General features: G+C 38.7%; 20 protein-coding genes. 12 read left to right on the forward strand and 8 right to left on the reverse strand.

Annotated elements, in window-relative coordinates:
• Positions 1 to 485, reverse strand: a 485-nt coding sequence (locus N3C60_02950) for a hypothetical protein (GenBank protein ID MCX8083857.1), incomplete at its 3' end; no start/stop codon positions are given.
• A gap of 136 nt (positions 486 to 621) precedes the next feature.
• Between N3C60_02950 and N3C60_02955 the strand changes: the two genes are divergently transcribed.
• The 9 genes from N3C60_02955 (at position 622) to csrA (ending at position 9,702) form a co-directional block, all read left to right on the forward strand.
• A complete protein-coding gene (locus N3C60_02955) occupies positions 622 to 1,353 on the forward strand; it encodes a flagellar basal body L-ring protein FlgH (GenBank protein MCX8083858.1) in 732 nt (243 codons plus the stop codon).
• A gap of 10 nt (positions 1,354 to 1,363) precedes the next feature.
• Complete coding sequence (locus N3C60_02960; protein ID MCX8083859.1) at positions 1,364 to 2,443, forward strand: flagellar basal body P-ring protein FlgI; 1,080 nt, start codon at positions 1,364 to 1,366, stop codon at positions 2,441 to 2,443.
• A gap of 9 nt (positions 2,444 to 2,452) precedes the next feature.
• Positions 2,453 to 2,782: a rod-binding protein gene (locus N3C60_02965; protein ID MCX8083860.1), complete on the forward strand. Its 330-nt coding sequence runs from the start codon at positions 2,453 to 2,455 to the stop codon at positions 2,780 to 2,782.
• Positions 2,783 to 2,888: 106 nt separating this feature from the next.
• Entirely contained in the window at positions 2,889 to 3,170 is a 282-nt protein-coding gene (flgM, locus tag N3C60_02970; protein ID MCX8083861.1) for a flagellar biosynthesis anti-sigma factor FlgM, read from the forward strand.
• Positions 3,171 to 3,209: 39 nt separating this feature from the next.
• Positions 3,210 to 3,689: a flagellar protein FlgN gene (locus N3C60_02975; protein MCX8083862.1), complete on the forward strand. Its 480-nt coding sequence runs from the start codon at positions 3,210 to 3,212 to the stop codon at positions 3,687 to 3,689.
• 28 nt (positions 3,690 to 3,717) lie between these two features.
• The gene (gene flgK / locus N3C60_02980) at positions 3,718 to 5,466 is read left to right on the forward strand and encodes a flagellar hook-associated protein FlgK (GenBank protein MCX8083863.1); all 1,749 of its coding nucleotides are present in this window, start codon (positions 3,718 to 3,720) and stop codon (positions 5,464 to 5,466) included.
• Positions 5,467 to 5,476: 10 nt separating this feature from the next.
• On the forward strand, positions 5,477 to 8,989 hold the full coding sequence (locus N3C60_02985) for a hypothetical protein (protein ID MCX8083864.1): 3,513 nt from the start codon (positions 5,477 to 5,479) through the stop codon (positions 8,987 to 8,989).
• Between the two features lie 24 nt (positions 8,990 to 9,013).
• Positions 9,014 to 9,469, forward strand: a complete 456-nt coding sequence (locus tag N3C60_02990; GenBank protein MCX8083865.1) for a flagellar assembly protein FliW — start codon at positions 9,014 to 9,016, stop codon at positions 9,467 to 9,469.
• A 2-nt stretch (positions 9,470 to 9,471) separates the two neighbouring features.
• The gene (csrA, locus tag N3C60_02995) at positions 9,472 to 9,702 is read left to right on the forward strand and encodes a carbon storage regulator CsrA (GenBank protein MCX8083866.1); all 231 of its coding nucleotides are present in this window, start codon (positions 9,472 to 9,474) and stop codon (positions 9,700 to 9,702) included.
• On the opposite strand, the gene N3C60_03000 is transcribed toward csrA, so the two are convergent.
• Genes N3C60_03000 through N3C60_03010 form a run of 3 tightly spaced genes read right to left on the reverse strand, consistent with a single transcriptional unit; the run spans position 9,699 to position 13,054 of the window.
• Positions 9,699 to 10,622 (reverse strand): AEC family transporter, encoded by a 924-nt coding sequence (locus N3C60_03000; protein ID MCX8083867.1) that lies wholly within the window; start codon positions 10,620 to 10,622, stop codon positions 9,699 to 9,701. The genes csrA and N3C60_03000 overlap by 4 nt on opposite strands.
• Before the next feature lie 38 nt (positions 10,623 to 10,660).
• Positions 10,661 to 12,253, reverse strand: coding sequence for an acetyl-CoA hydrolase (locus N3C60_03005; GenBank protein MCX8083868.1), 1,593 nt, complete (start codon positions 12,251 to 12,253; stop codon positions 10,661 to 10,663).
• 9 nt (positions 12,254 to 12,262) lie between these two features.
• Positions 12,263 to 13,054, reverse strand: coding sequence for a hypothetical protein (locus tag N3C60_03010; protein ID MCX8083869.1), 792 nt, complete (start codon positions 13,052 to 13,054; stop codon positions 12,263 to 12,265).
• Positions 13,055 to 13,218: 164 nt separating this feature from the next.
• On the opposite strand from N3C60_03010, the gene N3C60_03015 reads away from it, so the two are divergent.
• The 3 genes from N3C60_03015 to N3C60_03025 all read left to right on the forward strand — a co-directional run bounded on the left by N3C60_03015 (position 13,219) and on the right by N3C60_03025 (position 15,641).
• Positions 13,219 to 13,740, forward strand: coding sequence for a macro domain-containing protein (locus N3C60_03015; GenBank protein ID MCX8083870.1), 522 nt, complete (start codon positions 13,219 to 13,221; stop codon positions 13,738 to 13,740).
• A complete protein-coding gene (locus tag N3C60_03020; GenBank protein ID MCX8083871.1) occupies positions 13,730 to 14,980 on the forward strand; it encodes a hypothetical protein in 1,251 nt (416 codons plus the stop codon). Before N3C60_03015 ends, N3C60_03020 begins: the two co-directional genes overlap by 11 nt.
• 61 nt (positions 14,981 to 15,041) lie before the next feature.
• Positions 15,042 to 15,641 (forward strand): methyltransferase domain-containing protein, encoded by a 600-nt coding sequence (locus N3C60_03025; GenBank protein ID MCX8083872.1) that lies wholly within the window; start codon positions 15,042 to 15,044, stop codon positions 15,639 to 15,641.
• 5 nt (positions 15,642 to 15,646) lie between these two features.
• Here N3C60_03025 and N3C60_03030 read toward each other — a convergent pair whose 3' ends face one another.
• Genes N3C60_03030 through lgt form a run of 4 tightly spaced genes read right to left on the reverse strand, consistent with a single transcriptional unit; the run spans position 15,647 to position 22,354 of the window.
• On the reverse strand, positions 15,647 to 16,363 hold the full coding sequence (locus tag N3C60_03030; GenBank protein MCX8083873.1) for a YdcF family protein: 717 nt from the start codon (positions 16,361 to 16,363) through the stop codon (positions 15,647 to 15,649).
• 2 nt (positions 16,364 to 16,365) lie between these two features.
• The gene (locus tag N3C60_03035; GenBank protein MCX8083874.1) at positions 16,366 to 18,024 is read right to left on the reverse strand and encodes a glutamine--tRNA ligase/YqeY domain fusion protein; all 1,659 of its coding nucleotides are present in this window, start codon (positions 18,022 to 18,024) and stop codon (positions 16,366 to 16,368) included.
• 12 nt (positions 18,025 to 18,036) lie between these two features.
• Entirely contained in the window at positions 18,037 to 21,408 is a 3,372-nt protein-coding gene (gene metH / locus N3C60_03040; GenBank protein MCX8083875.1) for a methionine synthase, read from the reverse strand.
• Positions 21,395 to 22,354: a prolipoprotein diacylglyceryl transferase gene (gene lgt, locus N3C60_03045; GenBank protein MCX8083876.1), complete on the reverse strand. Its 960-nt coding sequence runs from the start codon at positions 22,352 to 22,354 to the stop codon at positions 21,395 to 21,397. Before lgt ends, metH begins: the two co-directional genes overlap by 14 nt.

Raw genomic sequence — 22,354 nt, forward strand, 5'->3', positions numbered from 1 at the left:
TTTCCAGGTAGATTGTAAAACTCTACAGTTATCTTCTGATTCTCAACATAGACATCACTATCACTTCTAACAATAGCATCTCCACCAGACTCAAAACTCTTCTGCTTTTCCTGTTTGGATTTAACCACATCACCGCTACCCTCTTTTAAAACAGCTGGTTTATACCCATCTACGAGACTAACCCCCAACAAAGTCCAGCCATCATTTTCGAGATTGTAGCTATCAAACTTCACAGCTAAACTATTGTTTTTGCCCATCAGTAAGAGGAAACCATCCTTTATCTCCCATCTAACAAGATCGCTTCTGGGATAACCCTCTATAATTCCACCTTTACCAAATTTAACCTTAAACGTCTCGTCCCCTTTGGTGAAAACCCAGACCATATTTTCAAACTCAAATGCCTGAATAGGGAACTTGTACTGATTGGCATAAGCCAGCGAAACCAGCATTATGATGATAAAAAGGATTTTAGAAATCTGTTTCATAAGCACCCCCTTTGCAGCTCATAAGTAATTCTAACCATCCACAAATAATTATCAATTAAAATTGCGTGAAAAAATTTCATACTCTAATGGCACAAACTTTGATAAGAATACTACAAAACGTACAGGAGGCAAAAATATGAGAAAAAAAGCTCCTAAAAGACGGATACAGATAATAATACTCATGACTACAGCAACCCTACTATTTGGTTGTGCCACAAAGATGGAAACAAATGTCCCAACAGCAGACTATAAAAAGGAGATAGAGGAATACCACAAAAGAACCTCCCCCAAAGCCCCCACAGCATCTCTATGGACAGATATAGGTAACAGCAGTGCTCTCTTTCTCGACTATAAAGGTAGAACAATAGGTGATATCGTAATAGTAAAGATCGTGGAATCATCCTCAGCCACAAACTCCAATTCCACCTCCGCATCAAAAACATCCTCCTATGACATGGGGATTACAAGTCTTTTAGGACTACCAACCCATTTGGGGATGAAAAATTTTCTTGGCTCTGGCAGCCCTTTTAATCCAGATATTCAGGAAAGCACGAAAAACAGCTTTACTGGTCAAGGGAAAAAACAGAAATCAGACCAGGTCAAAGCCACTATGGCAGCAAGGGTTGTTGATGTTCTTCCCTCAGGTAATTTAGTAATAGAAGGTCAAAGGGAGATCATCGTTGATCAAGAGAAACAGGTGATCACCGTAAAAGGTATAATAAGGCAGAAGGATATAGATGCCGACAATCAGGTTCTTTCCACTGCCATCGCAGATGCCCAGATTAGCTATAGTGGTAAAGGTGTAATCTCTGATGCCAATAAAAAGGGTTGGCTCAGCAATATCATAGATTGGATATGGCCATTTTAGGGAGGTTAGCATGATTAGGATAATTATATTCTTACTGTTGTTCACAATAAATCTTCACGCGGGAACAAAGATAAGGGATCTTGCTAAAGTAGATGGGATAAGGGACAATCAGTTGGTGGGCTATGGCCTTGTAGTAGGATTAAACGGTACCGGCGACAAGTCTGGCACCGAGTTTACCATTCAATCCCTTACGAATATGCTGGATAGAATGGGTATAGCTGTGGATAAGAAAAAGGTAAAAGTAAAAAATGTTGCCGCAGTCATGGTCACAGCTAAACTCCCTCCATTTGCAAAGCCCGGCACAAAGGTGGATGTGGTAGTCTCCTCCATAGGTGATGCCAAAAGTCTTGAAGGTGGAACATTGATACTTACCCCCCTTGCAGCACCAAATGGGCAGTTTTATGCTTCGGCTCAAGGTCCCATATCGGTAGGTGGGATGAACGTCCAGGCTGCAGGGGCAGGAGCAGTAAAAAATCACCCAACAGTTGGTAGGATCCCAAACGGTGCAATCATAGAAAAGGATATCAACTTCAACATATCCGAAGAGAATATAAGACTCCTTTTCAAGGATATCAGTATCTCAAATATCGTCAAAGCAAAAAATATAATCAACAAGTTTTTCAAAAACAGTGCAAACATAGTAAACCCAACAACCATAGAAGTAACAATCCCTAACGAATACAAAGATAAGTATTATGAATTTATGGATACAATCTTAAATCTGGAGATAGATACAGAGACCTTTGCAAAAGTAATAGTTGATGAAAGAACAGGTACCATCGTGATGGGTTCGGATGTCAGGGTGAATACAGTGGCCATCTCCCACGGAAACCTGACCATTAAGATAACAAGCAGCCAACAGGTAAGCCAACCAAACCCATTATCACAAGGTCAAACAACCACCACAACCCAAACAGATATAAAGATTGAAGAAGACAAGGCAAAACTTATGGTCCTACCTGAAGGTGTGAGAATAAGCGATCTTGTTAAAGGCCTTAATGCCATAGGTGTCACCCCAAGAGACCTTATAGCAATATTACAAGCAATCAAATCTGCAGGTGCCCTTCAGGGTGAATTAGAAGTAATTTAGGAGGGGATTATGAACTCAGTCATGAATATAGCCAATAAAAACTTTTTGAATTTAAATAGAGAAGAGCAGTTAAAAAAAGCCTGCGAGGATTTTGAAGCTCTCTTTTACGAAATGGTATTAAAATCAGCAAGAGCTACTGTCCCAAACGATGGTATAATCAAAAGAAGTTTTGGTGAAGAGATTTTTCGGGAGATGTTGGACGGTGAATTTGCAAAAGGTATGGCTAAATCCTCTAAAGGTGGATTAAAGGAGCTCCTTTTTGATCAATTAAAACATACCTTACCCAAAAACTATAACAGTAGTGATGGGGTAAAAAATTCCCATAATCTTTTGGCATAGGTATTGCAAATATATCATAAAGAGGTCGGAAAGAGATTGAAAATTGTTCTAAAGTAATGTAAAGTTTGGTCGATAATCCTGATAAGGGAAAGTAAAGGAGACGGTCATGAGAGTAGAGGACAAATATATACAGAATTTTGAAAAGATAAATAGTATGAAAAAAAAGAGCACAGATACATCTAATGTGCAAGATGGTGGAAAAGAGAAAAATACCATTGCAGCAAGATCTGAGGTTTCCTCTCTCTTAGATAGAGTCAAAAATGCTCCCGATATCAGAAAAGAGAAAGTCGACCAGATACGTAGCCAATTAGAGGCTGGGACCTACAATGTGTCCGGCAAAAAAGTTGCTGAAAAGATTGTTGGTGCAGCTTTAGATAATATTTTCTAACTTCCGACTATACTACTAAACCTAAACGTGGAGGTATTTATGGAAACAATCCAGAACCTTATAGGTGTACTTAAACAACAGCTTTCCTTGTACAATGCCATATATGAGTTGTTAAAAGAGGAGAAATCATACATTTCAAAATGGCAAATAGATAAAACCTTAGAAGTGGTAAAGCAAAAAGAAACCCTTCTATACAAAGAGAGACTCCTTGATGAGGCGAGGGAAAAAATCGCCAAATCCCTCCAGAGAAAAATGAATCTCAAAAATGCTTCACTAAGTGTTCTTATCGAGGCATGCAACGATAGCTCAATCAAAAATGATCTAATCAATTTGAGAAAGGAGATAATTGATATAACCAACAAGATAGCAAATGAAAATATGTCCATCAAAATCCTTTACCACACAAACCTCCAGTTGATTAGAGAATTTTTCGAACAGATGGGTTTCACAGAGAATTACTCCTACGACAACAGTGGCGTAATAAATCACAAAAACATCGGAGTGGCAAGAAGTGCTTAGGTACTTTTTCTTAAAATAGGAGTATAATATGGCTAACATATTTGGCATCCTTCATACAGCTGTATCAGGTCTGTACGTGGCTCAGGCAGGTATAAGTGTAACAGGTCATAACATTGCAAACTTGAACACAGAGGGTTTCTCAAGACAGAGAGCTATCATCTCCACAGAAACCCCTTTGAATGTCCATCCAGGGCCATTTGGAAGGGGAGCAAAACTTGACAAGGTGATGAGAACCTACGACGATGTCCTCGCAAAAACATTGAGAAACGAAACCAGTTCTTTAAGTTATTGGGAAAACCTCCAAACAACGTTGGATAAGGTGAAAATACATTTCAACGAATTGGAATCCGGATCAGGTCTTGGTGATTATCTAAAGGAGTACTTCAACGCCTGGTCAGACCTCTCAAACACCGCCCCTGACAACTCAGATGAATCCTATGTCAAGCGCAGAACACTGATTGAAAAAGCCACAACTCTCACCATGAAAATACGGGAAAGCTATTCGAATCTCGAAACCATTAGAAAAGAGAATGATGCAAATATAAAAATAAAAATCGACAAGATCAACGATATCTCTAAAAACATAGCATATCTAAATTATCAGATAGCCAAATCTGAAGCCAGCGGTAATATTGCAAACGATCTTAGGGACAAAAGGGATATTCTTTTAAACGAACTGAGTAAAATAGTAAACTTCGTAGCATCAGAACAGGACGATGGACAGATATCTGTATTTGTTGGTGGGATATCGATAGTCGATTCCGCTCAAGCGAATGAACTTTTTGCTGTAGAAAATAAAGAAAACAATGATCATTACGATATATACTGGGGAGCCAGTGGACTCAATAAACCCCAGGTGAACATCACTGACAAGATCTTAGGGGGGGAACTGTACGGTGAATTAAAAACAAGAGACGGCTATGTTGGCAAGTATGTAAAACAGATTAATCTATTAGCAGAACAACTTATTACCTCTACAAACAAGCTACATAGCATAGGTCAAGGGCTAAAACGTTTCGATCAGATCACATCAAACAACGGAGTAATAAACCCTTCCTACAAATTTTCTGAAAAGGCTGGTGAATTCCAATACCCAATTTCAAAAGGTACTTTTAGGATAGCGCTTTACAACAATGAGGGGAAAATAGAGACATACTACGATATAGACATAGATCCAGAAAAGGACTCTTTAAATGCCATCATAGCTCGAATTTCATCTGCAGATGGTGATCCTAATGGTGGTAAACTCCAGGCTTATCTTGCAGAAAACAACACATTAAAGATTACAGTAGAGTCTGGATACACCTTTACCTTTACTGAAGACACTTCAAACTTCTTGGTGGCTGCTGGATTAAACACCTTTTTCAAAGGCCTTTCTGCAAAGGATATCGAAATAAACGGACTTGTTAGTAACGACACAAGCTTCATAGCCACCTCTCTTACAGGTGAACCTGGTGACAATCGAAATGCCCTTAAAATTGCAAATATTAAATTCGATTCGCTGAGTAGTGGCGTAACTATAGATGAGTTTTATACCACCTTCGTTTCCATGATAGGAAGTGACAAAAGTCAGGTTGATGTCTTTTACAATACAAAAAAGAATGTGGTCCAAGAATTGAAGATAAAAATGGATCAGATCCAAGGGGTTTCAATGGATGAAGAGTATACCAACATGATCAAATACCAAAAGGCCTACGAAGCAAACGCAAGATTCCTTACCGCTGTGGATCAGATGATAGATAGGTTGATAAACAACACAGGTTTAGCAGGACGATAAGGGGTAAGCCATGAGAGTGACTTTTAATATGCTGTCACTTAAGTATCTAAGTAACTTAAGCAGTAGCCTTGAAAAGGTAACCAACGCTAATGAAAAAGTGGTAAAGGGTAGAAACCTCCTTGCCCCTGAATCAGATGTAGTCTACTACGCATCATCCCTTAATGTCCAGAGGACAATAGATGAAGGCCAACAGTTCTCAAGAAATGCAGAAAATGCCATTAGTTGGCTGTCAAACTATGAAAACGAGTTGCAAAGAGCCTTTGATATAATAAGAAATGCCAAGAACGAATATGCCATTGCCGGTGCAAATGCAAGTCAAAACTCCGTAAGTAGAAAAGCTTTAGCTGGTGATGTTTCCAATCTATTGCAGCAGTTGGTGGATGTAGGCAATGCAAACTATTTTGGCAGATACTTTTTCTCCGGCTATAAAACAGATACAAAAGCCTTTGCCTCCGACAAAAGGGAAGTTAGTGCAGTAAAGATTACTTCCGATGGCGACATACTAAAAAGAAATGTTTTTGCCGATCTTCCAGAACTTAAAGAGGGGAACTATAAATTGGAAGTTACCTCTATGGGGAGTGAGTATATAAGCATAGTTTTAAAAGACGCAAAGGGATCACCCCTTATAATTGACTCAAACGGCTCAGATGAATCAGGTAAAGGGGGGAACCTAGCAGGTACACAACTTAAAGTGAAATTTAGACCAAACGAAGTCGTAAATTTAGGTGTAGGTATCGCTGTAAAACTCCCTACCTCCAATACATCTTTTACAGCTTCCTTCTATTACAAACCTGGTGATGATATAAATTACATGGGGGACAAAGGGCAAATAACCACAAAGATCGGCTACCAACAAGATGTTACTATAAACTTCACCGGCCAAGAAGTCTTCACAGAGGTGGAAAGGATCCTTAAAGGGACAAGATACAACACCATTAAAGGCCTACAGATAACTGAGACCACAAAGTTTTCCCAATTCGATGGAGCCAACATCTCTTTAGCAGATTACATAGAAGTATCTGGTACTGACCATAATGGCCTTAAGGTGGGTACCGCAAAAATACGTGGGATAGATATAGTAAATTTAGATATGACAAATGTCTCATCGAGTGACCGTACTTTCAATTTGGAGTATGCGGGAAAAATCAGATCGATTACCCTAGATGCCAGAAGTTATAAGGATATAGATGATGTGATCTTCTCAATAAACAGAGAGATAGAAACATTGGGTTGGGCAGAGGAGATTGAAGCCAAAGCAGATGGTGACCGTATCCTCATCTCCACCACAAGATCAGGTAATGCTGTAAAACTAAAACTAACTGCAACAGAACAAAACCCCTTCGGTTTCCCCACAACTATAGAAGAAACAGGTAGAGATACAACCTTCGAACTATCCTATGACAATTTTGACAACACTTCCCCATTGAGTCTATCGTTTTCATCTGTTTTTGCCGATGCCCAGGTAGATATATATCTGGACAATAAACTCATATCCATACCCGCATCAGCAGGAAGAACTTTGACAAGCTTGGTAACCCAGTTGAATAATCAACTTCAAAACATGAAATTAGATGCTATCTACAATTTCAGGGAAAATGCAGGTAATCTTATTGTTGAAAAAACAAATATCGATTTCACTAATACAACAGCCCTATCTGTAAGACTCAACGACGGTACCAACAACCTTTACAAGACAGCCACTCCCCGAAAGGTGGGATACCCCTCTGCTAATGAGAAATCTGTTTCAGATCTATTAAGGTTTATCGAAAATCTTTATGATAACACAGTAGATGCACGCCTTGAAGATGGTAAAATAGTGGTTAGCGACAAAAGAGGCGGTCCAAGCAAATTCACCCTAAAGCTCATCCCCAGCAATAGCGGAATCGGATACCCTGAAGTGGAACCAAAAGCCATATTGAAAGGTAAATATACAGGTGGAATGGACGATGAATGGATCGTATCAATGACCTCATCTGGCATATACAGAAATATAACCATAATGGACAAAAACAACAATATCATAAAAGTGATAAACAACATCGATACCACCACCTACAATGGAGGTGAGGTCGATCTCGGATATGGTGTTAAAATGGTATTACCAGGTGAAACAACAGGCGTTGTAACACCGGCACTGAGCTTCAAGTTACAACTAAAGGCTTCCTCCAGCCTAAGTTTTGGTGACATGAACATCGTTCAGGAAGGAAAAAATGTAAACACCTTTAGGTCATTAAAAAATCTATATGATGCCCTAAACCTTGACATACCAAAGGAAGGGATAGGCGCCCCATCAGCATGGAGAGATGATAAATTCAAATCCACAATGAAACCATACCTTGATGGCACCTTCAGGGGTAATTATAACGATCAGTGGACCTACGAGGTTTTAACCCAAGACAAGAAAACATCGTTTTATCTGCAAAAAGAACTCTCCACTTCCTCCATTTCAGAAATAGCAACAGCTGGTAGTGTCAACTTTGATATCCTTCTTAAAGATAAAGATGGCAATATGATCAGGGAAAGCTTCTCCAATGTCCAACTGGCTAATCTTATAGAGGAAATCAATTCTCCTTTAAGAACAAACCTTTATAAAAACGGTGTAAAGGCTGAATTGGTAAACAACAAGCTCGTGATAAGATCTGGTTCGGGCACCCAAGAAGTGGAATTGACCCCTACTGATCAAAACTCAGCTCAGTTATTGGGCTATTCCGTCATGTACAATCATGATAACGACCTCAACACTCCAGATATATCCTCAAACTATAGAACCATATTCAGCAAAAATCAGATCTCTTACAATCTATCCAATGCCACCGATGCCCAGAGGACACTCAGTTTTAATTATTATGATGGAACTAACTGGAACTCAACCTCTATAAAGATAGATAAAAAAGACTATACAGGCTTAGATGATCTTATTGATGAAATCAACAGCAAGATAGCTTCCACCCCTTCAATCGCAGGTAGAATAACAGCAGTCAATATAAACAACCAGCTATCATTTCAATTTAACAACACAATAAATAACCTGCTGATATCTGGCGATAATGAAGGCACTTTGGGGTTTTTTAAGGCTGGAGATACACTTAAGATAAAAGTATCAAATTCAAAAGGTGAGCTTATTAACACACTCACCTTTGACACAGCCAACAAACTAAAGTATGTCGCAGATGGTGTAAAACTCTCCTTCAACACTGGAATAGCCTACGCCACCGACTCCTTCAGCTCCACAGTTGGTTCTGGTATCAACTACGAAATCGGCATCCTCGATAAAGCAGAAAACCAGATAAATGAGAAGCTCACCATAGCAGGTACACGTTATAATAGAGCAGAATCAGTGGTTAACTTTCAGGCGACTCTAAAAACAGTCTCAGAGACTGTAAAAGCAAAATATTTAGGCTCCCGTTCCGAGGATGCTACTGCAGCCATTACTGAATTTCAATTAGCTCAACAGGCATATCAGGCAGCACTGGCCACTTCCACAAAACTGATGCAACTATCGATATTAGACTATATAAGATAAAAATAGGAGGCAAAAATGCAAACTATGTCAAAGACTAAAAAAACTGTTGAAAAAAAGGTTTTATACTCCCTTAAATACGGCAAATTGGAGTTCACCGAAAAAGATCTCTTCTATATGACTACACCCCTTTTAGGTTTTGCTCATCTTAGCGATTTCTTACTGATATCTTCAGAGGAACACCTCCCCTTTTATATCTTCCACTCCGCTGAAGACCCCACTGTCTCCTTCATAGTTGTAGATATCACCATGTTTTTCCCAGATTATGCTCCAGACATACACAAAAGAGACCTAAAAATCTTACAAGCAAAGTCTGTTAATGATCTTAAGCTGTTTGGTATCGTTGTAGTACCCCCCAACCCAAAAGATGCCACAATCAATTTAAAAGCTCCCCTTGCGATAAACCCACAAAAAAGACTTGCAAAACAGATAATTTTGGAGGATGATAGGTACCAGATCAAAACACCTCTGTTTAAGGAATAAAGATGTTAGTACTTACAAGAAAAATTGGTGAGAGCCTCATAATCGGTGATGATATTGAAATTAAGATTGTAGATGTCAATGTAAAGTCTGTAAAGATTGGGATAGAGGCACCAAAATCTGTTACTGTCTATAGAAAAGAGATTTATGAGGCGATCAAACAGGAGAATATACAAGCAACAGACCAGGAGAATATAGTGTCTTTGGTGGACTATATAAAAAAGAAACAACCCTAATTTTTTAATACTGTCAGCCAAAAGATAAACGAAAAGACTGATAGTAGAGTGGATATCATGATGGAACCGCTTGCAAGCTCTCGGTCACCATCCATCATGTCTGCCAATACAAAGTTTACAGTGGCAGGGGGTGAGGAAAGCATTATGATCAAGATCTTCTCCTCGAGATCTAAATTCATCCTTAAAATCTGAAACAGTAAATATGCAACAAACGGCAATCCCATAAGTTTAATGACTGCAACCAGACTCAGATAAACTTTATTACCCCTTATGTACCCCAAATTTATCGTAGCCCCTATTCCTATAAGAGCTATAGGGAGAGCAACCTTACTAACAATTTCCAATGGTCTAACCAAAAAAACTGGTAATTCCACCCTAAAAAAAGAGAATAATAATCCTAAAATGCATGAGAAAGCTATTGGGTTTATTAGTGTTGAGTTTATTACCATTCCCAACTTGCTCTTATTTCTACCCTTACCCATACTTAGTGAAACAACAGATAATAGATTAACAAAAGGAACAATTATAGCCATAAGAATACTACCCACCGCAAGACCTTCTTTACCAAAAGCATAAAATGCCACAGGAAGCCCCATATATGCGTAGTTTGCTCTAAAATTATTCATAGCAAACGTTCCAATACTCTGAATCGGCATCTTTATCACTTTCCCCAACAATATACTAAATACAAACACCAAAAATACAGAGATCATCATCACCAATACAACTGGCAAGTAGTTTGATATCTCTAAGGTTGTCTTTGAAATCTCATAAAAGAGCAGAGTAGGCAAAAAGAAATTAAAAGTCAGTTTATTGGATGTTTTTATATAATGTTCATCGAGGTACCTGAATCTTTTTAGGATATAACCAAATAAAACAACAATAAATATAGGTAAAACCAATAAAGTAGTATCTATCATGTTAAAAAGCTGGAGGTGATCACCTCCAGCTGATTTTTTTAATCAATATCTACTTTTATATCCCAGTTTTTGATCCTCATTGTTCCATTTCTTTCAAGATTGAGCTGCATCTTGAAGCAACGATCAAACAGTTGAGGCTCATGTCCTACACCTTTGCTCAAGCATTCTCTTTCTGCCATTTCAAGGTACTCCATCAGGATAGGCTTGTATTCAGGATGAGCACATTTTTTGATGATCTCACGAGCCCTATCCTTAGGTGCAAGACCCCTTAAATCTGCTAAGCCCTGCTCAGTAACAAGTACATCAAGGTCATGCTCAGTATGGTCTATATGGGGAGCTTTTGGGACTACACAACTGATACCTATTGGGTCAGTCTTGCTTGGACGTGTAGACGGCGTGTGCATAATGGATAGATATGCATTTCTCAAGAAGTCTCCAGATCCACCAAGACCGTTGATCATCCTTGTACCACCTACAAGTGTTGAGTTTGCATGACCATAAATATCAAACTCAACAGGTGTATTCATAGCAATAACACCCAATCTTCTGATAACCTCTGGAGAGTTAGACTGGGAAAGCGGTCTTAATGTAATTTTTGGTGCATAAAAATCCATTTTTTCAAAGAACCTTGGGAATCCAGGATTCTCAGAAAGTGACAACGAACAAGCTGAAGCATAATCAAGCTTCCCAGAGTCAAAAAGATCAAGCATTGTATCCTGTAAAACTTCAGTGTAAACAGAGAGATTGTAGAAATGACCCTTAACAAGGCCACCCACAACAGCATTTGCAATAGAACCGACGCCAGACTGCAACGGTAGAAGATTCTTAGGTAACCTACCCTTCTTGACCTCAAAGTCAAAGAAGTCAAGTATATGGGCAGCAATGGTATCGGAAGTATCATCCAACTCTGCAAAAGCTCTCCCCTTATCCCTATATTTGGATTCGACTATTGCAATGATTTTATTTGGGTCGCATGGCACGTATGGTGTACCAACCCTATCATTTGCCTTTGTAATAGGGATAATCTGCCTATGAGGTGGATGTTTAAGCACCATAATATCGTGCATACCCTCAAAGGAAGGCTCACCAGTATTAACTTCTATAATCACTCTATCGCATACCATCAAGATCTCTGGTATTACACCACACGAAGAGGTAGGTACAAGCCCTCCATCCTCAGTAATTGCAGAAACCTCTATTATTGCAAGATCAAGTTTCCCTGTCTCTGTATCCTTAGTATAGAAGCCGTAGCCCAAATCCTGAGCAAACAGAGAAAGGTGCTTGTCCCCCATTCTTATTCTACCTTCATTAATACCCTTTTGAATATTTTTACCAGTTTGATATGGCCACCTTCTATCAATCATATCAAGAGCTGCCCATCTATCCTCAGTCTCAGCACCAACAGAAGCACCTATGAAAAGGTTAAACTTCCATTTACCCTGCAAATTGTTTTTCTCCACATAATCTGCAAGTGCTATCGGAACAGCCTTAGGATAACCTGCTGGAGTAAAACCAGACCAACCAAGATTCATACCCGGCTTAAAAAATTGGATCGTGTCCTCTGCCTTCATAACCTTTGACAGAAGACTTTTCATTCTTACTCTTGATTCAAGTGTTCCGTAATCTGACATGTATTCCTCCTAAGCATTCCGCCAATGCGGTTTTTTATTTATGACAAAACATTTTTTTGCATCATTTAAGCTCGGTATCTGCTCCCTCACAGTTGTTATCTTACTACGATCAATATCCACATAAGCAATCCCGCTTTCTTCACCCAAGCAAAACAGCTCTTCACCCCAGGGATCAAAACCTGCTGAGTAGCCACACTTGAGTTCTTTATCGTTTTTTACAGCTTTAGAACAGGAGCAACCTACCACATAAGCCTGATTTTCAATGGCTCGTGCCCTCAAAAGAGTCAACCAGTGCAATGATTTGGCTGCAGGCCATATAGCTGGCACCAGATAAACTTCCGCCCCTTCATATGCAGATATCCTAAATATTTCAGGAAACCTTATCTCATAGCAAGTGGCCATAGCAAAGTTAACATCTTTATATTTAAAAGTTGTTATATTTTCGTCTGATTTTAAAAAATATTGGTCTTCCCTTTGGGGTGAAAATAGGAACTGCTTCCTATAGGTCGCTATCACACCATCAGATGTTATACCATAGGTTGTATTGTAAATACCTACAATAGCTTTTTCAGGCATACTACAAACAATTAACTTATTTACTGCGTTTGATTTTAAAAGGCAAATAATTTCCTCTACTCTTGACGCATGATCACTAATACCAGTATAATCAAACCCACAAAACCACATCTCAGGTAAAAGAACAATATCAGCCTCACAAGACAATATTTTACTGACAAAAGTATCGATATTTTTATCAGCCAGACCAGTATAAATCACTTCTTGTATACAAGCTATCCTCATAGATTCTTTCCCTTTTGTTTTTTAAAACAATATCTCTAAAATGTCAAGATATAAATATCAAGAAACAGTATAGATTTTTTCTATAAGTTAAATAGATATCCTTTACCTTATTTCCACTTGAAAAAGGGCAATACTTTTATATAAAATATTTCAGGAGGTTCTCAATGGGTACAGTACTAACCTTTATCAAAGGTGACATTACTGAATTAATTGTGGATGCGATAGTAAACCCTGCAAACAGTGCTTTAATTCTTGGCAGTGGTGTAGCTGGAGCAATAGCCAAAAAAGGAGGTCCAGAGATTCAAGAGGAGTGCAGAAAGATAGGCTTTTGTCCTGTTGGTGAGGCGGTAATAACATCTGCAGGAGGCTTGAACGCAAAGTATGTTATCCACGCAGTTGGTCCCAGATATGGTATCGATACCCCCTCAGACAGACTTCTATACAATGCAGTCACAAATGCTTTAAAATTAGCTGAAGAATACCATATATCCTCTATAGCTCTTCCAGCAATATCCACAGGCATATTTGGATACCCTTTGGATGAAGCTGCCAAGATCATTACCGATGCCATATATGATTTTATAGACAGAAAGCCTTTCTATGTAAAAGATATTATCCTATGCCTCTATAGCGATAGGGATTACGAAACGTTTATCAAATATTCAAAACACAGACATGAATCTTGAGAATACACTTTTTTTCAGTGCTGTTGTTCTTTTTCTCGTTTATGCTCTAATAAAAAACAGAGTCTCAAAAACAACACAAGAATGGACCTTATCTGGTAGAAACCTCAACCAATGGCAAGTCTCTTTTGTCATAATAGGCACACTCGTTGGTGGAGCCTCCACCATAGGAACTACCCAAATAGCTTATGAATACGGTCTTCCATCACTTATATTCACCTTTTCCAGTGCCTTAGCCTGTTTGGTTTTAGCTTACTTCTTTTCAAAAAAACTTAGGCAATCGGAAAGTATCACAGTAATTGAACTGATTGGACACCACTATGGTAAGAAAACAAAAAAGTACCTCTCCCTCTTTGCCCTAACTGGGATATTCTTGCAAACAGTTGCCCAGATGATAGCAGCCTCTTCCATCATAAGAGCAAACCTAAATCTTAACTCATCAGCAGCTATAGCTGTTACCTCCCTTTTCATAGTAATGTTCATCGTGTTTTTTGGTATCACTGGCGCATCTTTTCTGGGTAAATACAAGATTTTTATGTTGTATATAATCATGATTATCTCCCTCATGATAATTCAGTCGCACAACTTACCCTTTCAAGGGTCCACGTATAAAAACTATGGGGCAATGCGGGCCGCAAAGGATATTATCTCCACCCTCATTGGTGTTTTATCCACTCAAACATACCTTCAAGCTATCTTTGCAGCAAAAGATATAAAAAGCGCTAAAAACGGGGCATTGCTGTCAGCAATACTCATACCACCAATTGGGATAGTTTTCTACTTAATTGGTATTTACATGAAGACTACTGCACCTAATATAGCGTATACAGCTGATACCCTAGCCATCTTTCTAAAAACCCACTTACCAGCTGAACTCTCCTCAATCTTCTTAGCATTCCTATTCATAATATCGGTGGGGACAGCTTCAGGATTATTCTTAGGAACTTTAACAATGCTTTTTGAAGATAATCTCAAAAACCTTTTTAAAAATAAAACTAATACCATACAATATTACAGACTAATAGGTATTATCCTGATAATATTATCAGCAATAATTACCTTAAAGGTTAAAAACAGTATTTTAGAATGGAGTTTCTTATCGATGGGTCTTAGGGGAGCCTCCATATTTTTACCCCTTGTTGCCATTATATTCGACTGGAATAAACAAAATAAAATTACCTACTACACCCTTATTCTATCACCAATATGTTATATAATCGCTATCTTCATATTATACTTATAGCTTGACAATTTCCGTTAAAACAGTATGTTCATTAACCATAGTAAGTACTCGGAGCAATTAGATGATATTTGACAAAGATGCCATAAGTTATGACAGTAAACAGATGCACGCCCATAGGGCAGCTGTTATTGCTAATGAGATTAAAAATGCCATCCCCATCGATAAGGATTGGATAATGGCAGATTTTGGATGTGGTACTGGTTTTTTAGGGTTAAACTTTGTGAATACAGTTAAACATATTGATATGTTTGACACCTCAGAAAATATGCTTGCTATCCTTAAAGAAAAAATCGTCACCAACAACATATCCAATGTAAACATAAAAATGTTTGATATCTTTAAAGATAACATCCGAGTAAATCGCTATCATCTAATTATCTCCTTAATGGTGCTACACCATATCAAAGATCTTGCAGGTGCCATCCATAGGCTATCAAATATGGTAAAGAAAAACGGCTTTTTAGCCCTCTCAGATCTGGATAAAGAGGATGGTAGCTACCATGAAAAGGATAAGCCACCCCACAACGGCATAGATCAAACGTTACTTACCGAAATCTCTGTAAATAATGGTATGGAGCTTGTATATTGTTCTACACCATACACTGTGGAGAAAAACAAAAGAAGCTACCCCATCTTCTTACATATATACCAGAAGCTATAGAGAAACTACCCCTTCAAGGTATAAAACATAATACCCAAATACTCTTTGAAGGCCTTTGAAACTATATTTAGATTTCCAGACACGGGCAAAAAATCGTATATGCTATAATACCCATCAAATTTAAAATCAGCCGGTTCAGCACAAATGTTATTAATACCACTTTTTTTAAACAAAATCATCGATCTTTTGGTATGATAAGCTGAGGTAACAAGGATGATATCCTGTTGTTTGAGTTGTTGTAGTATAGCCAAAGTAAAACGTACATTTTCCACAGTATCCCTACTATCCTTATCGGTATATATCCTATCATCCTCGACTCCAAGACCAACTAATATAGCTTTCATCAGATCTGCTTCATAAGGTAGCTTATCGTTAACCCTACCTCCAGTCAAGATTATAGGACCTTTGAGTCTTTTTTGAATTTCAAAGCCTTTTAAAACTCTTTTAAATGAATCTTCACTAAGTTCTTTTTGCCCATAAACCCCACCACTTAAAACAACGATCACACCTCTATCGCATCTGCTATTTCTAAAACCCTTTTCCAGTGGGTACAAAAACAGATCCTTAACAGGGGTAATAGAAAAAAGGTACAAAAGAACTCCAGCTAAAAGCAACACATATCTCTTTAACCCTTTGAGCCAAAAAGATGCCACCAAGAATACCACAATAAAAATACCTGGTGGTATAACAACAGAATACAGGAGCTTTTTCAAAAAAAGCATATCTATTTCCTAATCTTAGCCCAACTGTCCTTGAGCCCCACAGTTTTGTTAAACACCAGCAGATCTTTTGTAGAATCTTCATCCTTTCTGAAATATCCGTTTCTTAAAAATTGGAAATACTCCTCCTGAGTCTCAAGGAGGAAAGGCTCCCCTTTTGCTCTTTTAACTATCAAGGAATTTGGGTTTATATAATCGGTCCAGCTTTTACCATCCTCCACATCATCTGGATTCTCCTTTGTAAAAAGATGGTCGTAGAGCCTCACCTCGATATCCACAGCTTCCTTTGCTGAGACCCAATGTATGGTCCCTTTGACCTTCCTACCATCGCTGGTCCATCCACCACGGCTTGCTGGATCATAGCTACAATAAATCTCCATGATATTACCGTCCTCATCCTTTTTAAAACCTGTACAGGTAATGTAATAACCATGTTGTAGCCTAACCTCTTTACCCGGAGCAAGTCTAAAGAACTTTGGATCAGGATTTTCCATAAAATCTTCCTGTTCGATATATAGCTCTCTGGAAAAAGGGATCATTCTTGTACCCTTATTGGGATCCTCTGGGTTATTCACCGCCTCCATCATCTCCACTCTATCCTCGGGGTAGTTTGTAATGATGAGTTTTACAGGATTTAGAACCACCATAACCCTTTGAGCCCTTTTGTTGAGATCCTCTCTAATGCAATACTCGAGCATGGCATAATCCACAACACTATTACTTTTAGCAACCCCTATCATCTCTGCAAAATTTCTTATAGCCTCAGGGGTATATCCCCTTCTTCTAAGTCCACTTATGGTGGGCATTCTTGGATCGTCCCAACCATTTACGTACCCCTCTTCCACAAGCTTCAAAAGCTTTCTCTTGCTCATGACTGTGTATGTGAGATTGAGTCTTGCAAACTCTATCTGTTGGGGATGATATACTCCAAGCTCATCCAAAAACCAATCATAAAGGGGTCTATGATCCTCAAACTCTAATGTACATATAGAATGGGTAACCCCCTCAATGGAGTCCTCCAACCCATGAGCCCAATCGTAAGATGGATAAATACACCATTTATCCCCTGTTCTATGATGTGGCTTTTTTATGATCCGGTACATGACAGGGTCCCTTAGGTTTATATTAGGTGAAGCCATATCTATCTTAGCCCTTAATACAGCCTCCCCTTCTTCAAACTCCCCATTCTTCATCTTTTCGAAAAGAGTAAGGTTTTCCTCTACACTCCTATCCCTATATGGGCTATTTTTACCCGGCTCAGTCAGCGTACCTCTATATTCCCTCATCTGCTCTGGGGTAAGATGGCACACATAGGCTTTCCCTTTTTTTATTAGCCTAATAGCCATCTCATACATAAAATCGAAATAATCTGAAGCATAGCACTCCTTTTCCCCCCACTCAAACCCTAACCACTTCACATCCCTTTTTATGGATTCCACATACTCTGTATCCTCTTTTTCCGGGTTTGTATCATCAAACCGTAGATTGCACTTACCACCAAACTTTATAGCTATACCAAAATTTAGACAGATAGATTTTGCATGTCCTATATGGAGATATCCATTGGGCTCCGGCGGAAAACGGGTAATTACTTGCTTGACTTTGCCACTTTTAAGGTCATTTATGATGATCTCTTCTATAAAATTTGAAGGGGTAAAATCCATAACTGTTTCCTCCTATATAGTAAAATACTGCGCTTTATCACTATGCACAATAATTGCTGATGTAGTAAATTCTGGCACCATCTGATATGTTTCTGTTATCGTAATCCCCATTTCGTTCGCTCCTAAAAGTTCTGCCAAGACTTTATTCCCCTCTAATTCTGGACAGGAGGGATAACCAAAACTGTATCTTAGCCCCCTATACCTGTTTGAAAGTATAGCATCGATGGAGTTAGGCTCATTTTCGGTGATATTTAGCTCATGTCTAATCTGCCTATGCCAATACTCTGCAAGTGCTTCGGTAAGTTCCGTGAAAAAACCATGATACAAAAAGTATCTTTTATAATCACTATCTTTAAGTGTCTTTAAAAACTCCACAGGCTTTTCACCCAAACTCACTATCTGTATGGGTAAAACATCAACTATCCCCTTTTCGAAAGGTTTGAAGTAATCTGCCAAACAGAGGAATGGTTCTTTGTTCTGGCGGGGGAAAATAATCCTTATGATCTCCCTTTCATCATTGCTCAGCACAACAAGAGCATCACCATCACTTACCACCTTAAAATAGCCATACCTTATATTAAAATCGACAAGGGCATACCCTTTTACTCTGTTTACTATATCCTCATATTCCTTTAAAACAACCTTTTGAATAAGCTCCTCATATTCAGCCATAGACTGTTCTTTTAATTTTTTATATCCCCATCTATTTGTCCAAAGGGTCCTTCTATTGAGAAACGTTAACACATCATCAAAAGACTTAACCGCCCCTTTTTTCACACCATAAAATGGTGGGATAGGAACTACAGATGACGATAGATCATGTTTCACCTCCACTTTGCTGGAGGGGGAAGTCACCTCTTTTCTATTCCCAGACTCTTTTGATCCCATGTTATCTAAACTGCTACTTTGCAAATAAGTAATAGCAGAAAATGCATCCCTACAATAGTAAACCTCACCATCATAAACCGGTACACACTCATTCTTTACAAACCCTTCAGTCAGCGCGGCACCCCCCAAGAGCACCTTTACTCGAAGTCCTCGCCTGTTTATCTCTTCAAGATTCTCCTTCATAATCAATGTAGATTTCACAAGAAGACCACTCATACCAATCGCATCGGCACCTACCTCTATAGCCTTTGCTATTATCTCCTCCACAGGGACTTTTATCCCCAAGTTATAAACACGATAACCGTTATTAGAAAGTATAATATCCACAAGATTCTTCCCTATATCGTGAACATCACCTTTTACTGTAGCAAGCACTATCTTCCCTTTAGGCTCTGTATCCACCTTTTCCATGAAATTTTCCAAATAAGATACAGCTTTTTTCATCACCTCTGCCGACTGCAAAACAAATGGCAGAAGCATCTTACCTTGACCAAAAAGGTCACCTATCTCCTGCATGCCGTTCATAAGAATTGTATTTATAATGTCATAAGGACTATGTATCTTCAAAAGTCTATCCAATACCTGTTCTAACTCTGTTTTATCACCTTTTTTAAGTTTTAGTACCAAAAGCTCCTCGTCGGATAGGTTATTAACAGATTTTAGACCGTTATCCTCTGTTTTCGTGGAATAAAAGTTTATAAAATTTTCAAGGGCACCCTCTTTACCATAAATGAGATCTTCAGCCAGTTTATACTCTTCAGCAGGTATCATATCTTCGGGTAGTATTTTAGATGCATGGACTATGGCCATATCAAGACCTGCCTCAACTGCTTTTCTTAGAAAAACCGAATTAAGCACAACCCTACTTTTAGGTAATAAACCAAAGGAAACATTGCTAAGACCTAATAACGTTTTAGCTCCTGGCAGATCGTTTTTGATCCTTTTTATCGCCTCCAATGTCTCCACAGCAGCATACCTCAGGGTAATATCTCCACTACCAATGGAAAAGGTAAGTGGATCTATGATCAGGTCTTCTGGATCAAAACCGTACTTAGCAGTAAAAGTATCATAAATTCTCTTTGCTATACCAAATTTCTTATCGGCGGTCATAGCCATCCCTTCCTCATCAATGGTTAACCCAATAACCGCCGCAGGGAAATCTTTTACAAAACTTAAAACCCGATGGAGTTTTTTACCTCCATCTTCAAAATTGATCGAATTTATAATAGGCTTACCTGTATACCTTTTCAGAGCTTCCTCTAAAACATCAGGCTCTGTTGTATCTATAACTGCAGGCAGCAACGACATTTTATTCACCATAGAGATAAACATTGACATATCCCTTTTCTCATCCCTACCTGCATATGCAACACAAATATCAACAAAATGAGCCGCCTCATCCTCCTGTTCCTTTACAATCTTCAGCATACCATCAAAATCATCTTTCAATAAAAGTTCTCTAAAGGCTTTACTACCGTTTGCATTAGCCCTCTCACCTATGAGGGCAGGAGGGGGGTTTTGGGTCAATGGGGTTGAAGTATATATACTAGATGCCATCCCCTTAATCTTAAATCTCTGAGGCTCTGGGGCCTTAAATCTATCGCATACTTGCCTTAACGCTTTTATATGTTCATAAGTAGTACCACAACAACCACCGATAATAGATATGGGATAATGATGCAATAGATCCGACATAATCGTTGCCATCTGTTCTGGATTCATATTATAGATAAACTTCCCATTGACATTTATGGGTAGCCCAGCATTTGGAATACATGATATTCTGCCTCCCCAACTGGAGGATAAGGTGCTAAGGGGATCATACATCATATCAGGCCCCAAAGCACAATTTATACCTAAAGAATATAAAGGGTAGCTGCCGATCGTAACAGCCACAGCGCTAAGATCTGAGCCAGTGAGCATCGTTCCATTTGTTTCCACCGTCACAGAAACCATGATTGGTAACCTAACACCTTTTGCTTCCATAGCTCTCCTACAACCATTTATGGCAGCCTTTATCTGGAGCATATCCTGACATGTTTCTATTATGAAAAGATCTACCCCACCATCTATTAAAGCTACAACCTGTTCGTAATACATTATAAATAGATCATCGTAGGATATATGCCCAAGACTAGCCAGCTTTGTACCAGGTCCAATAGATCCAGCCACATACCTACCAAATCTATCTGCCACTCTTTTTGCTATCTGGGCAGCCCTAAGGTTTATTTCGTATACATTCTCCTCCAAACCATATTCAGACAAAACCAGCCTCGTTCCACCGAAGCTGTTGGTCTCTATTACATCAGCACCTACCTCAAGAAAATTACCATGTATCTCCTCTATAATATGGGGTGCAACTATGTTTAAGTACTCGTTACATCCATTTTTACCACCCCATGTTTCGTTAGGTATATCATATTTCTGAATATTTGTCCCCATTGCACCATCAAAAAGGATCACACGCTCTTTTGCAAAATCTTCAAACTTTAGCATTCTTACCCCTTTCCCATGAAATATATACTATAACCATTCCAATAACCACAAGCACAAAGCTTACCAGATGGGGAGCCCTAAAATACCCGATCATCAGGTCGTCCGCCCTAAATGTCGTCACAATACCCCTTATAACACCATAAAAGATAAGGTACAGCCCTGAAATAAGCCCCTTTCCTATATTATTGTCTCTTCGCCAAAGATATATAAGTATAAAAGCTCCAATAAAGTTTAGAATCATCTCGTAAAAAAACGTTGGATGCACCGGTAAAGATCCAAACTCCACATATGCCGGTGGATTATAAGTAGGCGGAAAACTTATGCCAAAGGGGACATACTCTTTTAGCTCATACAACCTGTTTTCAAATTGCACTACAAGCACCTGCTTTTCTATAATCAACCTATGTAGCATATTCATACCTTCAGTACCATTAGGTAAATTAAAAGCGCTTTTTACAGTTTGCCAAAACTGTGGAAATACATTTTTCATCCTGAATATAATATCCGGTGGTGTTATAGTAGGCACACCGTGGGCCTCTCCGTTTGCAAAATTACCAAACCTACCGATCCCCTGTCCCAAAAGCAGAAATGGCAGTATAAGATCAGAGAGTTTAAAAAAGCTGTATTTTTTTCTGGCATAGAGATAGCCTGCAATAATTCCACCTATAAGCCCTCCATGAATAGCAAGGCCCCCATGCCAAAAAGCGATGATCTCAGAAGGGTATTGGGAGTAAAAATCCCATCTTAATATCACATAATATACCCTTGCCCCGATGATGCCACCAAAAAAAGAGATCAAAACTATATTCTCAATCTCTGATGGTTTATACCCCAATCTCTGTCCCCTTTTTTTCACAAAGTATAACCCTAACAGTATCGCAATTAGATACATCAAACTATATACTCTCAACTCAAATCCACCTATCTTAAAAAGATACGGGAACAT

Origin of the sequence: Calditerrivibrio sp., assembly GCA_026415135.1 — a bacterium.
GTDB lineage: Bacteria > Chrysiogenota > Deferribacteres > Deferribacterales > Calditerrivibrionaceae > Calditerrivibrio.

Coding starts and splice junctions, on each gene's coding strand:
- N3C60_02960 (MCX8083859.1), top strand. CDS start 1,364: ATGATTAGGATAATTATATTCTTACTGTTGTTCACAATAAATCTTCAC.
- metH (MCX8083875.1), bottom strand. CDS start 21,408: ATGCTAAAGTTTGAAGATTTTGCAAAAGAGCGTGTGATCCTTTTTGAT.
- N3C60_03030 (MCX8083873.1), bottom strand. CDS start 16,363: ATGCTTTTTTTGAAAAAGCTCCTGTATTCTGTTGTTATACCACCAGGT.
- N3C60_02975 (MCX8083862.1), top strand. CDS start 3,210: ATGGAAACAATCCAGAACCTTATAGGTGTACTTAAACAACAGCTTTCC.
- N3C60_03015 (MCX8083870.1), top strand. CDS start 13,219: ATGGGTACAGTACTAACCTTTATCAAAGGTGACATTACTGAATTAATT.
- flgM (MCX8083861.1), top strand. CDS start 2,889: ATGAGAGTAGAGGACAAATATATACAGAATTTTGAAAAGATAAATAGT.
- N3C60_03000 (MCX8083867.1), bottom strand. CDS start 10,622: ATGATAGATACTACTTTATTGGTTTTACCTATATTTATTGTTGTTTTA.
- csrA (MCX8083866.1), top strand. CDS start 9,472: ATGTTAGTACTTACAAGAAAAATTGGTGAGAGCCTCATAATCGGTGAT.
- flgK (MCX8083863.1), top strand. CDS start 3,718: ATGGCTAACATATTTGGCATCCTTCATACAGCTGTATCAGGTCTGTAC.
- N3C60_03005 (MCX8083868.1), bottom strand. CDS start 12,253: ATGTCAGATTACGGAACACTTGAATCAAGAGTAAGAATGAAAAGTCTT.
- N3C60_03035 (MCX8083874.1), bottom strand. CDS start 18,024: ATGGATTTTACCCCTTCAAATTTTATAGAAGAGATCATCATAAATGAC.
- N3C60_02985 (MCX8083864.1), top strand. CDS start 5,477: ATGAGAGTGACTTTTAATATGCTGTCACTTAAGTATCTAAGTAACTTA.
- N3C60_03025 (MCX8083872.1), top strand. CDS start 15,042: ATGATATTTGACAAAGATGCCATAAGTTATGACAGTAAACAGATGCAC.
- N3C60_03010 (MCX8083869.1), bottom strand. CDS start 13,054: ATGAGGATAGCTTGTATACAAGAAGTGATTTATACTGGTCTGGCTGAT.
- N3C60_02965 (MCX8083860.1), top strand. CDS start 2,453: ATGAACTCAGTCATGAATATAGCCAATAAAAACTTTTTGAATTTAAAT.
- N3C60_02955 (MCX8083858.1), top strand. CDS start 622: ATGAGAAAAAAAGCTCCTAAAAGACGGATACAGATAATAATACTCATG.
- N3C60_02990 (MCX8083865.1), top strand. CDS start 9,014: ATGTCAAAGACTAAAAAAACTGTTGAAAAAAAGGTTTTATACTCCCTT.
- lgt (MCX8083876.1), bottom strand. CDS start 22,354: ATGTTCCCGTATCTTTTTAAGATAGGTGGATTTGAGTTGAGAGTATAT.
- N3C60_03020 (MCX8083871.1), top strand. CDS start 13,730: ATGAATCTTGAGAATACACTTTTTTTCAGTGCTGTTGTTCTTTTTCTC.